Annotated in this window: 14 protein-coding genes; 6 read left to right on the plus strand and 8 right to left on the minus strand. The window is 60.3% G+C overall.

What is annotated here, in order from left to right; translation table 11 throughout:
- Nucleotides 1-291, plus strand: a 291-nt coding sequence (gene tnpA / locus GA0061102_RS23955) for an IS200/IS605 family transposase (protein ID WP_092853938.1), incomplete at its 5' end; no start/stop codon positions are given.
- A 163-nt stretch (nucleotides 292-454) separates the two neighbouring features.
- Here the strand turns inward: tnpA and GA0061102_RS23960 are convergent.
- Nucleotides 455-3,874: a YhdP family protein gene (locus tag GA0061102_RS23960; protein WP_092853940.1), complete on the minus strand. Its 3,420-nt coding sequence runs from the start codon at nucleotides 3,872-3,874 to the stop codon at nucleotides 455-457.
- Nucleotides 3,875-4,004: 130 nt separating this feature from the next.
- Here GA0061102_RS23960 and GA0061102_RS23965 point away from each other — a divergent pair, with 130 nt between their 5' ends.
- From GA0061102_RS23965 to GA0061102_RS23985, 5 genes are all read left to right on the plus strand, one after another.
- Nucleotides 4,005-4,487: a peroxiredoxin gene (locus GA0061102_RS23965; RefSeq protein ID WP_092853942.1), complete on the plus strand. Its 483-nt coding sequence runs from the start codon at nucleotides 4,005-4,007 to the stop codon at nucleotides 4,485-4,487.
- Between the two features lie 4 nt (nucleotides 4,488-4,491).
- Nucleotides 4,492-5,322, plus strand: coding sequence for a ferritin-like domain-containing protein (locus GA0061102_RS23970; protein ID WP_092853944.1), 831 nt, complete (start codon nucleotides 4,492-4,494; stop codon nucleotides 5,320-5,322).
- A 115-nt stretch (nucleotides 5,323-5,437) separates the two neighbouring features.
- Nucleotides 5,438-6,754, plus strand: a complete 1,317-nt coding sequence (locus GA0061102_RS23975; RefSeq protein WP_092853946.1) for a M23 family metallopeptidase — start codon at nucleotides 5,438-5,440, stop codon at nucleotides 6,752-6,754.
- 197 nt (nucleotides 6,755-6,951) lie between these two features.
- Nucleotides 6,952-8,469, plus strand: a complete 1,518-nt coding sequence (locus GA0061102_RS23980) for a DEAD/DEAH box helicase (RefSeq protein WP_092854006.1) — start codon at nucleotides 6,952-6,954, stop codon at nucleotides 8,467-8,469.
- Nucleotides 8,470-8,505: 36 nt separating this feature from the next.
- Nucleotides 8,506-8,928 (plus strand): NUDIX domain-containing protein, encoded by a 423-nt coding sequence (locus GA0061102_RS23985; protein ID WP_092853948.1) that lies wholly within the window; start codon nucleotides 8,506-8,508, stop codon nucleotides 8,926-8,928.
- Between the two features lie 54 nt (nucleotides 8,929-8,982).
- On the opposite strand, the gene GA0061102_RS23990 is transcribed toward GA0061102_RS23985, so the two are convergent.
- From GA0061102_RS23990 to GA0061102_RS24020, 7 genes are read right to left on the minus strand one after another with little or no spacing between them, the layout of a single operon-like run.
- The gene (locus GA0061102_RS23990) at nucleotides 8,983-9,303 is read right to left on the minus strand and encodes a TfoX/Sxy family protein (RefSeq protein ID WP_092853950.1); all 321 of its coding nucleotides are present in this window, start codon (nucleotides 9,301-9,303) and stop codon (nucleotides 8,983-8,985) included.
- A gap of 3 nt (nucleotides 9,304-9,306) precedes the next feature.
- Nucleotides 9,307-10,941, minus strand: coding sequence for an NTP transferase domain-containing protein (locus GA0061102_RS23995; RefSeq protein WP_092853952.1), 1,635 nt, complete (start codon nucleotides 10,939-10,941; stop codon nucleotides 9,307-9,309).
- A complete protein-coding gene (locus tag GA0061102_RS24000; RefSeq protein ID WP_092853954.1) occupies nucleotides 10,938-11,645 on the minus strand; it encodes an XdhC family protein in 708 nt (235 codons plus the stop codon). The genes GA0061102_RS23995 and GA0061102_RS24000 overlap by 4 nt, the downstream gene beginning before the upstream one ends.
- The gene (locus GA0061102_RS24005) at nucleotides 11,645-11,974 is read right to left on the minus strand and encodes an XdhC family protein (protein WP_092853956.1); all 330 of its coding nucleotides are present in this window, start codon (nucleotides 11,972-11,974) and stop codon (nucleotides 11,645-11,647) included. Before GA0061102_RS24005 ends, GA0061102_RS24000 begins: the two co-directional genes overlap by 1 nt.
- A gap of 10 nt (nucleotides 11,975-11,984) precedes the next feature.
- Entirely contained in the window at nucleotides 11,985-13,229 is a 1,245-nt protein-coding gene (locus tag GA0061102_RS24010) for a vWA domain-containing protein (protein WP_092853958.1), read from the minus strand.
- 3 nt (nucleotides 13,230-13,232) lie between these two features.
- Nucleotides 13,233-14,165, minus strand: coding sequence for an AAA family ATPase (locus GA0061102_RS24015; RefSeq protein WP_092853960.1), 933 nt, complete (start codon nucleotides 14,163-14,165; stop codon nucleotides 13,233-13,235).
- A 19-nt stretch (nucleotides 14,166-14,184) separates the two neighbouring features.
- Nucleotides 14,185-14,679: a flavin reductase gene (locus tag GA0061102_RS24020; protein WP_092854007.1), complete on the minus strand. Its 495-nt coding sequence runs from the start codon at nucleotides 14,677-14,679 to the stop codon at nucleotides 14,185-14,187.
- Nucleotides 14,680-14,804 lie beyond the last annotated feature (125 nt).

A 14,804-nucleotide genomic window follows, 5' to 3' on the forward strand; every position in this document is an offset into this window, starting at 1 on the left:
TGCCAGATCGAAGAGGGTCATTTGATGCCCGACCATGTGCATATGTTGATATCGATCCCGCCGAAATACTCGGTTGCGCATATTGTCGGCTTTTTGAAGGGCAAGACAGCCCTTTACGTTGCCAACAAATATGCGCGCAAGCGCCGCTACAAGGGTTATCACTTTTGGGCGCGCGGGTACTTCGTATCGACGGCTGGCTATGACGAGCAGGTCGTCAGACGGTATATCCGTAATCAGGAAAAGGCCGACAAAGCTTCCGACTTTGCCGACCTCTTCAATCGTAGCTACTAAGCGCTAACAAAACCGCTTCTAGCGGTTCAAGCGCAGCGTTTCAAACCTCCACCTCTGGTGGAGGTCATGACTTTCGGTTCGCTCAGGCGCATTGTGCTAATGACCGCTCGTGCCACTTCTCCGCTACCGGACCAAAGGCGTCACCCCAACGGACTGCGCCCGATCAAAATTCAAATATCTGCCTGAAAACACCCGGCGCGATGATCGACAGCGGATTGATCTGCATGGTCGGCTTGTCGAAGCTGCCGGTCAGCCGGAATGTAATGCCGATGAGGCCGCGGTCGCTGCCATTGCCCAGAAGGAAGCCTACGAGCGGAACCTCCGCAAACAGCCGGTTCAAGCCATAGGCGGGCATGAATGTTCCGGTTAGGTCCATCTTGTCGTTGGCGTCCTTCACCGTTCCCTGGAAGGTCGCTCCGACCTGCTCACCGCGCACGACGCCATTTTCTACCGACAGGGTTCCGTCACGCAGCACCAGCCGCGCAAAACCGCGTTCAAAGCTCTGCGCTCGCGTGTCGATATTCTGCTTCACGGCGGAATTCAGGCTTTTGCCGCTCTTGCCGCTCGGTGTCGAAACGATCGTCGACAGCTTCTTTTCATCGACGATCGAGAAGTTGCGGATATCCAGCGAACCGTCCCAGTCGTCCTGCCCGATCGAGCGGAGCGACAGATTGAGCAGACCGCCCTTCAGATGCTTGTAGAGGTCGCTGAAGCGCGCCACCGCGCCTGCATCGCCGCTGGTGATGCGGATCACGCCGTTGCTGCCCTTGCTCATCTGGGTGACGAATGCTTCGCCGCTACGGGTTACGCCGGAGAAATCCACAGCCGTCGTCTTGCCGCCGGCGAATGAATAAACGCCCTTGAGGTTGCCGATCGATTCGTCGTTGAAGCCGACGACCTTCGCGAGATCGACGCGAACCGTCGCGCTCGTGCTCGTCGGATCATCCGCGCTCTTGCGCCCGCCGGAGGATGATGCCTTCACGCGCGCCAGGATCGGGCGGATGTCGGCCGAACTGCCCGCTATAGTGACGTCATAGGCACCAGCCTTGCTATGTTTCAGCGATAATCCGAAATCGTCGAGCGCGGAGAGCTTCACGCCATCGAAGTTCGCAGAGGACAGGCTCCCCTTGTTGATCACGAGATCGCCGCTGACACCGAAACCGTCACCCTTGAGCATGAAGTTCTTGAGCGTCATCTGGCTATCTGGGCCGGAGGCTTCGAATTGCGCGCTTGCCGGAATGCCGCTGCCTTTCGACCAGCCGATCCAGGGAACGGTCAGCGCTGCCTTACCGAGATCGACCTTGACGCCCTGGCGATCGTCATCGATGCGCGTCAGCTCTATCTTCACGGGTCCGTCGATCATATCGCGCAGGCCGGGCAGGACGGCATTGCGTTGGGCGTCGGTGAGCGTTGCCGTCACTACGCGACCGCGCTTGACGGTCGATTTGCTGTCGGTCGGCTCGACCATGTCGATCTGCGCGGGAATGCCATCGATCTGCGCCTGAGCCTGCAGATGCACCGACTGCGGGTCGGCATTGATCTCGCCGGTCAGATTGTCGATCTTGCGATTGCTCATCGGCTTCAGCAGGTCGACATCGTTGAGCGTCAGTTTCGCTACCCAATCCGGCGGTGGCGGCTTCTGGTCGCTGATCAGGCCGATCCGGGCATCGACCTTCGCCACGATCTTGCCGTTGAAATCCTCCGGCTTGAATTCGGTCCGCTGCAGCGCCTGCACCGGCTTGTATGTCAGCAACTCCGCTATGGCATCGCCGGCACCGGAGATCGACAGGTCCAGGTCGGCCATCAAGGGCTTGTCGTATGTCGCCGGTATCGCGAAGCTGCTGTTGTTCAGCGTGATCGTTCGCCCTGTCGGGAAATAGGAGGTCGCGGTCGCGATATCGACCGCCATCTTCGGGCCTGTCAGGTCGAAATGCGCTTTCGCGTCGCGCAGCGGTGGAATTTCACCGGGCACATTGAGGCGCACTCCGTCGATATCGAAAGCGATATGCAGCTCGTTCGGACCGAGCTGCAGCTTGCCGGTCTGCGAAGCTTCTCTCAGTCTTCCGGCGGGAATGAAGACGGATATGACCGCGTTCGTCACAGAGCCGCCAAAAAGATTGTTCTCGACCCAGATTCTCGGCTTCGAAGCCATCCAGAAAGGCCATAGCTGTTTCACGGCGGTCGTATCGAGTTTATCCGCGCGGCCGCCGAAGCTGATTTCCGGTGAACTGTCGCCGAGCTTTATGTGTAGCGACCCGAACAGCGAGCCTTGCGGCGTCGATATGCCGAGGTTCTCGAACTGAAATTCCTTTGTCGCAGACAGAAAGCGTCCTTTTGCCTGACCGTCGAAGCTGACGGGCTTTTCTCCCGATATGGAGGAGGCAGCCGTGCCGTTCTTGATCAGGAAATCGATACCGAAGCCCTTGCCTGCATTGGCGTTGATGCGATCGAGATCGATCAGCGCTCCCGAAAACGGCACGACGGTCCGCGCGAACTGCGCCGTCGAGGGCGCGACCTCGAGCGTCTGGTGATCGAAATTGTAGCGGAGGTTGATGTCGGCCTGCGTCAGCTCCTGCGGGTCGCGATCCATGTAAAGCGTGCCAGGCTGGATCTTGATCGACGCTTCGAGCTTTGGATCGACGTCCGAGCCTGCTTTGACCGCCGAAAGCGTTACATCGGCGAAACTCGTGAGACCCTGGCGGGGAGTGCCGTTCGGATCGTAGGTCATCGATAATGGCGTGAGATCGAGGTTCGAGATTTTCGCGATCAAGGAGGAGCTGTGGCCTGCTTCCTGTTGCTGAGCCTTGATATCCAGTGTCGCAACCGAGCCGTTGACGGCGACCTGTCCATAAAGATGCAGCGAGTTCTGCTCTGCCCGCTCGAAAGTGAGATTGTCGACCACGAGAGAGATGGGTGGACCTTCTGCACGTGCCAGCTTGACCGAGAAGCCGGAAATCCGCACCGAATTCGTACCGCCGCGCTGCACGAAGCGCTCCAGAAAATCGAGATTGTCGAAAGCTTCGGTCAACGCCTGCGGCAGCGCATTCACGTGCAATTGCGTGAGGTCGACGGGATCCCCCTGAGGCAGAAGCGAAGTATCGAGCGCTATGCCTTCCGCCGCGACGCTCGCCACCTCCACGCGCCCCTCGATGAGAGCAAGCGGATCGAGCTGCATATTGACAGCTGACATGGTCGACAGGTGCTTGCCGCTCTCCTGATCGACGACATTCACGTTGCGCGCCTCCAGCGCCAGTCGCAGGCCGGACGTGAAGCGAACCGCGGTTGCGCCGACCTCGGCCTTGTAGCGCGGGCCGATTGCCTTATCGAGGGCCGTTTGTGCCTTCTGCGACAACGGCGTATCGAAGATGCCGCTTTCTATGGTGAAGATCACCGCTCCCAGTATTATGGCCAGGAACGCAAAGAAAACCATGGTCATGCGGCAGACGTGCCAGACATGCGAACGGCTGCGGCTGCTGCGTTCTGGCACATGCACGATAAGGGGGTCTTCGACCTGAGCGGACGGCAGATGGTCGAGTGACACGAGATCCTTTTTGCGGAATATTACCTTTTCGCCTCGGATCACTCCTGTGCGTCCCTTTCATTCTCAGCAATTTTGTTGGTGACGCCGCGTCCCATGTGGACGCCATACCCGATCAGTATATATGGCTCACCCTGTGTGTCATCTAAAAAACCGGCAAAAGAAAGGTTTTATCGTGACGGAAGTCTCCACAATTCAACTGAACCTTGGCGATAAGGCGCCGGATTTTCATCTGCCTCGCGATGGCGGCGGGGAAGTGCGCCTTGCGGATTTTGCCGGGAAGGTGCTGGTCGTTTATTTCTACCCCAAGGACGATACGACGGCCTGCACGACGGAATCGATTTCCTTCACGGCGCTTGCCTCCGAATTTCATAAGGCAGGCGTTGCCATCCTCGGCGTCTCGCCGGATTCTGTGAAAAGCCATGATAAATTCGTCAAGAAGCATGCGCTTTCCGTCCCGCTGGCCTCGGATGAAGAAAAGACGATGGCGATCGCCTATGGCGTCTGGCGCGAAAAAAGCATGTATGGCCGCACCTATATGGGCGTCGTTCGCTCGACCTTCCTGATCGGCGCCGATGGGCGGATCGCCAGAATCTGGGACAAGGTCAAGGTTGCCGGGCATGTGGAGGATGTTCTGGCCGCCGCGAAGGAGCTTTAACGGCATGGCGGGCAACCCCAACGCGATCATATCGCTCCGCGGTGGCGCTATCGATGCCATCCGGTCGGCCGATCTCGATCGCAAGACCGCGTTGGCCCAGGAATCGGCAACGCGCTGGTTTGCGCGCACCCTGTCTCTGCGCTCGCCGCTCGATCCGCCACTGGCGGATCGGCCCGGTCGGCCGGAACGCCCGGAGCTGGTGCCGCCCAAGCATATGGAAAAGCGCTCCCTGCATACGCTCAAGGGCCGGATCGCCTTGCTGCATGCCATTGCCCATATCGAACTGAACGCGGTCGATCTCGCGCTCGACATCGTTGCGCGCTTCGCAACCGAGCCGGTTCCAAACTCGTTCTTCGACGGCTGGATGCAAGTTGCCTTCGAGGAGGCTAAACATTTCCGCATGGTCCGGGAAAGGTTGCGCGAACTCGGCGCGGATTATGGTGATCTACCGGCCCATGACGGCCTGTGGCAAGCGGCGCACGCGACCCGCACCGACCTGACCGCCCGCCTCGCGGTCGTGCCGTTGATCCTCGAAGCCAGAGGGTTGGATGTGACACCAGCGCTGCAGGCGAAAATGCGCGAGACCGGCGACATGGAAAGCGCGGCGGTGCTCGACGTCATCTACAACGACGAAAAGGGCCATGTTGCCGTTGGTGCCAAATGGTTTCGCTTTCTCTGCGCCCGCGAAAAGCGCGATCCGGCCCGCACGTTCCAGGAACTGGTTCGCGCAAACTTCCGTGGCTCGCTGAAGGCACCGTTCAACGACATCGCGCGCGCCGAAGCCGGGCTCACGCCCTCGTTCTATCGCTCCCTGACTTCCACAAGCAACGGATGATATACTGATAAAAATCAATTTTTCCGGTAACTATCACTGAAACGGAAAGCATTCATTAACCATAATACCGTGTACTTCCATTGGGTGCTAAAAGGCATCGATTGGGAGAGTCTCGGTGACAGCAAGGCCTCAAAACCGGGTTTTCGGCAAACAGCGGCGGCATCACACCATCATCCTCGCGAGCGGCGATATGGTGCGTCATATGACCGTGCGCCCATGGATGGCGGCCCTCGCCGTCTGCATGGTCGGTATCTTTTCGATCGGTTACCTCCTGGCGACATCCTATCTCGTGCTGCGCGACGACCTGATCGGCGCGACCATGGCGCGGCAGGCTCGCATGCAATACGACTATGAAGATCGCATCGCCGCGCTGCGCGCCCAGGTCGATCGCGTCACTTCGCGGCAGCTTCTCGATCAGCAGGTTGTTGAAGAGAAGGTCGATAAGCTGATCGAGCAGCAACAGCAGCTCTCCTCGCGCGGCGGCAAGCTCAACGCGCTGCTCGACCGGGCCGAAAGCTCTGGCCTCAGCGACAAAAGCCCTCGCGCGGAGGCAAATGCACCGGCCGGCAAAAACGAACACGCGCAACTGACGGCACCGAAGGCGATCGAAAAACTTCTTTCCGGCGGCAAGCCTGCCGATGCCACTCCCGACAACTCCACCCTCGGTTATGTCCCTGCCCCCGAAACCGTTGCCGACCGCGCCGATCGCGTCTTTTCCAAGGTGACGCTGTCGCTGAAACACATCGAACAGGACCAACTGACCCGTATCCGCAATCTCACCGCCGATGCCTCCGGCACGGCGAACGAGATTCAGGTGATCATGCACGATGTCGGCGTGAAGGTTCCGAATGCGATCGCGAGCAGCGCAGTTGAGGACGCCGATGGCGGCGTGGGCGGCCCCTATGTCGCGCCGGAAAATGTCGATCAGTTCGAGCAGTCCATGGCCGATCTAGATACGGCGCTGACGCGCCTGGAGACGGTGCGAGGTACTGCCGAGAGCTTGCCCTTCCGCAATCCTGCACCAGGCAAGCTCGTCACCAGCCCCTTCGGCAACCGCAAGGACCCGTTCTTCGGCACGCTGGCCCTCCACACCGGCACCGATTTTCATTTCAGTCCCGGCGAAAAGATCAAGGCGACGGCTCCAGGCAAGGTAGTGTCGGCTGGCTGGACGGGCGGCTATGGCAACATGGTCGAGATCGATCATGGCGACGGCATATCCACGCGCTACGGCCATATGGAACAGATACTTGTCAAAGTCGGCGACAAGGTCGGCCGGGGCGGCGTGGTCGGTCTCGCCGGCAGCACCGGTCGTTCGACGGGGACGCATCTGCACTACGAAGTCCGGGAAAACGGGCATTCGGTGGACCCGATGTATTTCATTAATGCCGGCACGAAGCTCGCAAGTTACATCAGCGGATTAGGCGCAATTTAGCTGCGGAAATTGTGACAAACGCGCAACAAAGATGACACTAATCTAAAAATTGCGCCCCGAATGAACTTCGGGCCTATAGAAGCACCCACTTTCCTTGACTTCGCGGGTATTTGGTTCTATGTCGCGCTGCATTCCGGCACGTTGTTGCGTGTCGATTCATGGTGTTCGACCGAACCAAGACGGAACCAGTTTTCCCTTTGACAACATTTGCTGACCTTGGCCTGAGCCAAAAAGTCCTTTCCGCGGTTACCGACGCGGGTTACACCACACCGACTCCGATCCAGGCCGGTGCCATCCCCTTTGCGCTCCAGCGCCGTGATATCTGCGGCATCGCCCAGACGGGAACCGGCAAGACGGCCTCTTTCGTGCTGCCCATGCTGACGCTGCTCGAAAAGGGCCGCGCCCGCGCCCGCATGCCGCGCACGCTGATCCTAGAGCCGACGCGCGAGCTGGCGGCTCAGGTCGCCGAAAACTTCGAAAAGTACGGCAAGAACCATCGCCTGAACATCGCGCTGCTGATCGGCGGCGTGTCCTTCGAAGAGCAGGACCGCAAGCTCGAGCGCGGTGCCGATGTGCTGATCTGCACGCCCGGCCGCCTGCTCGACCATTTCGAGCGCGGCAAGCTCCTGATGAGCGGCGTGGAAATCTTCGTCATCGACGAGGCCGACCGCATGCTCGATATGGGCTTTATCCCGGATATCGAGCGCATCGCTAAGCTCATTCCCTTTACCCGCCAGACGCTCTTCTTCTCGGCAACGATGCCGACCGAAATCCAGAAGCTGGCCGACCGCTTCCTTCAGAATCCGGAACGCGTCGAAGTCGCAAAGCCTGCGTCGACGGCAAAGACCGTTACGCAGCGTTTCGTGGCCTCGCATGGCAAGGACTACGAGAAGCGCGCTACGCTGCGCGATCTCATCCGCGCGCAGACCGACCTGAAGAACGCCATCATCTTCTGCAACCGCAAGAAGGACGTGGCCGACCTCTTCCGTTCGCTCGAACGCCACGGCTTCTCCGTCGGCGCACTGCACGGCGACATGGACCAGCGCTCGCGCACCACGATGTTGCAGAACTTCCGTGATGGCCAGATCCAGCTTCTCGTGGCTTCCGACGTCGCGGCACGCGGCCTCGATCTTCCCGATGTCGGCCATGTCTTCAATTTCGATGTTCCGATTCACTCGGAAGATTATGTCCACCGCATTGGCCGTACCGGCCGTGCCGGCCGCTCCGGCGCCGCTTTCACCATCGTGACGAAGCGCGACACCAAGCATGTCGACGCGATCGAGAAGCTGATCGGCGAAGATGTCCAGTGGCTGAACGGCGACCTGTCGGCGCTGCCGCCGGCAGACGAGAGCGGGGACGACAATCGCTCCCCCCGCCGCCGTGATCCCAAGAGCCGAGGCCGCGACCGTGATCGCAGCCCCAGAGGCCGGAGTGCCTCGAGTCATAAATCTGATATCGATGTCGAAGATAATGACGTCGTGGCGATCGAAGCAGCACCAGCAAAGGCCGAAAGCGTGAGAAACGAGCGCAAGTCTGAGAACAACAACAAGTCCCACAACGGTTCTCGCAACAACAACCGGCCCTTCCCTGCTGCCAACGACGACAATCGCGAACGCCGTAGCCGCTATCGCGACCATGATGACGGCCCGACGCCGGTCGGCTTCGGCGACGACATTCCGGCTTTCATGCTCATCGTTGCAAATGCGAAGGCCTGATAGGCCCCATTTAGACGCACATCTCGGGATGTACGCATGGGCAAGCCCGGCATCGATTTCCCCGGATTAGGAACCGGTCTCGCAATATTGCGGGACGGGAAGGTTTTGCTCTACCGGCGCCTCAAGGCGCCGGAAGCCGGATTTTGGAGCATTGTCGGCGGCAAGGTCGACCATATGGAGCCCGCCGCCCAGGCCGCCATCCGCGAAGCGGAAGAGGAAAGCGGCCTCTCGATCGGCAAAATCGACCACCTCTGCACAGTAGAGGTGATCGTCGAGGCGGATCGCCAGCACTGGATCTCGCTGATCTATGTCTGCCGGGATTTCTCGGGTGAGCCTAGCCTGATGGAGCCCGACAAGCTCTCCGATTTCGGCTGGTTCGGCCGTGACGACTTGCCAACCCAGCTTTCCGAATTTGCCAAAGCAACCATCGCCCATTTGAGCAAAAAAGACTTCCGCTGACGCCTATAGCGTATCGCTGTCACAATTCAGCTGCGCGCCGTCGCAAGACATCTATTATTTGTCCGAGCGCAGGGCCGCCGCATAGGCCAGCCCTACCCAGCGCGCCATGATGTCAGGATCGTCGAATGCATCGTCGGGCACCGACCAATAGGGCATGTTGATGACCTTGCCCTTCTTTCCTTCGTAAGCCCAGCGCCGTGCACCAGCCGCCTCGAATTCCGCAGCGCTCACGTCATCGGCCTTCAGTAGTATTTCGTCACCCACTTCGAGCGCGAGAATCCGGCCCATATGGTAGATCCCCTTGCCGCCGAACATCCGCTTGATCGTCACCGGCCCAAGCGACTGAAACATGTCTTCGATATCGGTATTGTCCATTCCCTATCCCTTCAAGACGCCGCCGGCTGCCACGACAGCCTCGGGCGTATCCACGTCGAGATGTGCTGCTTCGCCGATCTCGACGTCAATAACAGGAAGCCCGGAAGTTTCAATAATATGCCGGGCGCCCACATCGCCCTCCAGCCGCATCACGGCATTCAACACGGACCTGGGCAGGATGACGGGATTGCCACGTTTGCCGCCCGATACCGCCCGGACGATCGCCTGACCATTCGCTTTGCGAAAAGCCGCAATCATGGTTTTCAAGTCCCCACCGGTGACACCTGGCATATCGGCAAGCATGACAAGAACGCCATCCGCCTTTTGCGCCGCGCGTGTGCCAACGCCTGCCACCAACGAGCTCGCCATGCCGGATGCGTAGTCAGGATTATACACCCGTTCGACAGCAAGATCTCCCAACGCGCGTTCGATGTCGTCGCGACGATGTCCCATCACAGTGACAACGGCGGAGCCCCCGCTTGCCATTGCGGTCAACGCCGATCGACGGACCAGCGGTATGCCGTCGAACTCGGCCAGCAGCTTGTGCGCACCGCCCTCGCCCATGCGGCTGGCTTTTCCCGCCGCCAGCAGCACGACGGCAACCGATATCAACACCGCAGGCTTGGCGGCGATATCGCGCGGCCGCGGCCGTGACTGAATTTCCATCAGCAATCCTCCGACACCCATGCCGCAGATGTCTCGCGATGTCGGTTGTTCGCCGGCTAAGATGCGATCGAGCACCCAGTCGAAACCGTTTTCTTTCGGGCTGCGGGCGCATCCAGGCGCCCCGACGACATGAACATCGCCCACTCTTCCGAGCACCAGCAGGTTGCCGGGATCGACAGGCATGCCGACCTGAATAACCTCACCGCCGGCAAGCCGGATGGCAGCCGGAATAACGTCACCGGTATCGATGACCGCAGACGCGCCGAAAACAATCACCAGCTTCGGCAACCGGTCAGGCGCCTCCAAGGCACGACAGATCGCCTCTGCCACCGTATTCGCCCGATGAGCGACCCGCTCCTCCCGCTGGAGCGCACTGCCCGCCACTTGCAGCCGCTGCGAGAGGATACGCGCCGTCTTGTCCATGACGGTCGTCTTCAAGGACGGCAGTTCCGTAGCGACGAGCGACACAGCGTGTGGCTGGAACGGCTTGACTTCGAAGACAGTCGTTTGCCGCAGGATATCGACGCCGGCTGCAACCTTCGCCCCGGAGACAGCCAGCGGAATGATCTTGAAGGTCGCAACCATGTCGCCCGATCGCACCGGCACATGATCGGCCAGACAGGCAAGCGTGATTGCCGGATCGACACTATTGAGCCGATCGACGGCGGCTCGATTCGCGACGAAGAGACCATCGACCGCGCTATGGATATTGACGCGCCCGGTCGCAGCCTCGGAAAACGTCAGATGGTCGGGGGCAATCGCCCGCGCCAGTTGCTCGGCCGCCTCATCTTCCATGAGGTCGCCGGGCTCGATACGGGCCGCGATGACGCGGTCGATGCCGGCGGCGATCAGACGATCGATATCGCTGCGATCAAGCTTGTGCCCCTTCGAGAAGCTGCCGTCGGACAAACGAACGGAATGTGCGAGAACCGCACCCTCAGCCTCAGCCGTTTGAAACTCCCCGAAGATCATGGCGGCGCGCCTTTGGGCAACGACACATCACGCCCGCGCAGCGAAGCGATGATCTCGGCCAGAATGGCGGCAGCAATCTCCGCAGGGCTTGCGGCGCCGATGGCAAGACCGATCGGTGCGTGGATGCGGCCAAGGTCCGCTTCCGTCAATCCCGCCCGCTTCATACGTTCCAGACGCCCGGCATGCGTCTTGCGGCTGCCGAGGGCGCCGACATAGAAACAGCCCGTTCTCAGTGCTTGCGCGATCGGCTCATCATCGATCTTCGGATCGTGGGTGACGGCAACCAGCGCCATATAGCTATCGAGCGAGCGCTCCTTGAAAGCGTCCACAGGCCAGTCGGCAATTAGATCGATGCCCTCAAAACGTTCCGGCGTCGCAAAGGCAGTGCGCGGGTCGATGATCGTGATATCGAATCCGGCGAGCGCGGCCATGCGTGCCAAGACCTGGCTGATATGGACAGCTCCAATGACGACGATACGCGGCGGCGGCAAATGAACATTCAGGAACAGGCTCTGTCCTTCGATCTCCACCGCCGACGACTTACCGGAACGAAACGCCGAAGCCGCCGCATCTGCCAGGGCACCGTCCATCCTGTCACCCTCGACGATCAGCCTGTCCGGCCCTCCGGCGAGATCGGTCACAAGGATCGCGGCTTGTCGCTTGCGGCGCATTTCATTCAGCCGCGCCAGTATCTGACGATCCATCAGGCGAGCCTTTCCACATAGACGCGGATTCGCCCGCCACAGGACAGGCCGACCCGCCAGGCGGTTTCGTCGGCAACGCCGAATTCCAGCATACGGGACTTGCCGGTTTCGATGACGTCGAGCGCCTCGGTGATGACGGCACCTTCGACACAGCCGCCGGAAACCGAACCATGGAAATTGCCTTCGCCGTCGATCACCAGATGACTGCCGGACGGGCGCGGCGCCGAACCCCAGGTATCGACAACGGTCGCCATGGCCACGTTGCGGCCTGCCGACACCCATTCCTCCGCAATCACGAGCGGATCCAGACTTTCGGGTATATCTGACATCGGAGCCTCATTACTTGCCGAGAAACCGGCGCGGATCATAAGTGCCCGCGCGGCCGGCGGTGAGAGCCGATACGAGATCGGCCAGAGATAATAGATTGTGAACGGGACGGAATTCGTCAACATGCGGCAGCATCGCCTTTACGCCGCGGGCACGCGCCTCGAAGCCATCGAAGCGCAGCAGTGGATTGAGCCAGATGAGCCGCCGACAGGAGCGATGCAGGCGATCCATTTCCTCGCTAAGCAATTCCACGCCTTCGCGCTCCAGCCCATCGGTGATCAAAAGCACGATCGCGCCCTGCCCCAGCACCCGACGCGCCCATAGCCGGTTGAATTCCTTCAGCGTCTCGCCGATCCGCGTCCCTCCGGACCAGTCGCGCACCGCCGCGGCACATTCGTCCAGCGCCTGATCGGGATCCTTGTGGCGCATTGCCCTGGTGACGTTGGTCAGCCGCGTGCCGAACAGGAATGTATGCACGCGCCTCCGCCGCTCGGTCAGCACATGCAGGAAATGCAGGAAGATGCGCGTGTACTGGCTCATCGAGCCCGAGATATCGGCGAGCACCACAAGCGGCGGCTGTATCTCCTTAGGTCGCCGAAAGCGCGGCAGGATCAGTGCGCCGCCGGTGCGCAAGGCAGACCGCATCGTCGCGCGCGGATCGACCTTGGCCGACGTATGCGACGGTGCAAAGCGGCGCGTACGCACGCGATCAAGCGGCAATCGCAGCTTGGCAAGCTCCTTCTTGGCGACGGCGATCTCGACTGCCGACATCTGGGCGAAATCCAGCCGGCGCAGAACCTCGCTGCCAGACGTCGTGAACCGAGCATCGATTTCGATGTCCGGCATCTCGCGTTGCGGGCGCCGGTCGTCACGATCGCCCAATAAGGCATCTCCGGCTCTCGTTTCGCCGGCCTTCGGCTTTTCCTTCTCGCGATTGTCAGGCGCGACCGGCGACATCATGGCGATCATTTTCGAAACAAGATCGCGAGAGCGCCAGAACAGCCGGAATGCCTCGTCGAAAACGGCGAGGTCCTCATGGCGCTTGACGAAGACCGAACACAGGGCGGCGTGGAATTCCTCGCGGGAGCCGATGCCAATCGCCTCGACCGCCTCGACGGCGTCGGCAATGGCCCCAGGCCCGACCTTCAGCCCGGCTTTGCGAAGCGCACGGCCAAACAGCACTATATTATCGGCAAGACGCCCGTCACCGGGCGGTGACGGCGCAATGATGATGCCGTCTTGCGCGCCGGGTTCCATGGCTCACCCCGCCGCAAGCAGTTCGGATTTCACTTCGTCCAGCACACGCTTGCCTTCGCCGCCCTGAATGCGGGCAATATCGTCCTGATACTTCAGGAGTGTCCCCAGCGTGTCGGAAATCATCTCGGGGTCGAGTGCGAGCCGGTCGAGCTCGGTCAAGGCAGTCGCCCAGTCGATCGTCTCGGCAACGCCCGGATTCTTGTAGAGATCGAGCGTGCGCAATTTCTGCACATAAGCGACGATCTGGCGCGACAGGGCCTCGTTGCTGCCAGGCACCTTGCGGCGGATGATCTCCAGCTCCTGCTCCGCCTGCGGATAGTCGACCCAATGATAGAGACAGCGCCGTTTCAGCGCGTCATGCACTTCGCGCGTGCGGTTCGTGGTGATGATGACGATGGGCGGCTCTGCGGCGCGGATCGTCCCGAGTTCCGGCACTGTGACCTGAAAATCGGACAGCACCTCTAGAAGGAACGCTTCGAAAGCTTCGTCGGTACGGTCCAGCTCGTCGATCAGGAATACCGGTGCCCGGCCACCGACACCCGACAGCGCCTGCAGCACCGGCCGGCGGATGAGATAACGCTCGGAAAAGATATCGGCCTCTATGCGACCGCGATCTGTGAGACCCGAAGCCTCGGCAAGACGGATTTCCAGCATCTGCGCCGGATAGTTCCATTCATAGACGGCCGACGAGACATCCAGGCCTTCGTAACACTGCAGCCGGATCAGCGGCCGGTCGAGCGCCTTGGAGAGTACCTTGGCGATCTCGGTCTTGCCGACGCCGGCCTCGCCTTCCAGAAAAAGCGGCCGCTTCATTTTCAGCGCCAGGAACAGGACCGTGCCAAGCGCTCGGCCGGCCAGATAGTCATGGGCTGCGAGCAATGCCATCGTCTCTTCGATCGAGCCCGGCAGCGAAGTTGATGATTTTTGATCCGCCATGATAACTCCCCTGAAGGGGTTATAGCGCGTGATAGCCCCGGTTCATATACAGCAATGCGGGCTTCGCCTCACTGTAGCGTACGGCCATGACCTCGCCGAAAATGATGTTGTGCGTCGAGGTCTGCTTGATCTCGATCACGCGGCAATCGAAGGCTGCGAGCGCATCCGAAAGCACCGGCGCGCCCGTTGCCAGCGTTTCGAACGTGCCGAAGGCGAAGCGCTCGTCCGTCGTTAGCTGCGTCTTGCCGGAAAAGGCATCGGCGAGCGACTGATGGTGCGCACCGAGCGTATTCAGCGCGAAGATGCCGCTGTTGAAGAAGATCTCATTCTTCTCGTTGCTGTTATTGAGGCAGATCAGAACTGTCGCCGGATTGTCCGACACCGAGCATGCAGCCGTGATCGTCACGCCGCGCCGCTCGCCGCCGAGCGCCGTCGTCACCAATTGCACATGCCCCGCATAACGGCTCATGGCATCGCGATAAAGCGCCGGATCCATACGCTGCCTATCTAGCACCATCATCTCCATTATTCTGTAACACCCCGTCTTTCTCTCAATATGGCGGGCAGATGTTAGCTTTTCTACAATAGCTCAATTGAAAACAGAGCGATTCTGCTGCTTTTTCTTTGACGATCCCCTTC

It is taken from the genome of Martinezella miluonensis, assembly GCF_900094545.1.
Classification (GTDB): Bacteria; Pseudomonadota; Alphaproteobacteria; order Rhizobiales; family Rhizobiaceae; genus Rhizobium; species Rhizobium miluonense.

Coding starts and splice junctions, on each gene's coding strand:
- GA0061102_RS24010 (WP_092853958.1), bottom strand. CDS start 13,229: ATGGAACCCGGCGCGCAAGACGGCATCATCATTGCGCCGTCACCGCCC.
- GA0061102_RS23970 (WP_092853944.1), top strand. CDS start 4,492: ATGGCGGGCAACCCCAACGCGATCATATCGCTCCGCGGTGGCGCTATC.
- GA0061102_RS23990 (WP_092853950.1), bottom strand. CDS start 9,303: ATGGACAATACCGATATCGAAGACATGTTTCAGTCGCTTGGGCCGGTG.
- GA0061102_RS23985 (WP_092853948.1), top strand. CDS start 8,506: ATGGGCAAGCCCGGCATCGATTTCCCCGGATTAGGAACCGGTCTCGCA.
- GA0061102_RS23995 (WP_092853952.1), bottom strand. CDS start 10,941: ATGATCTTCGGGGAGTTTCAAACGGCTGAGGCTGAGGGTGCGGTTCTC.
- GA0061102_RS24000 (WP_092853954.1), bottom strand. CDS start 11,645: ATGGATCGTCAGATACTGGCGCGGCTGAATGAAATGCGCCGCAAGCGA.
- GA0061102_RS24015 (WP_092853960.1), bottom strand. CDS start 14,165: ATGGCGGATCAAAAATCATCAACTTCGCTGCCGGGCTCGATCGAAGAG.
- GA0061102_RS24005 (WP_092853956.1), bottom strand. CDS start 11,974: ATGTCAGATATACCCGAAAGTCTGGATCCGCTCGTGATTGCGGAGGAA.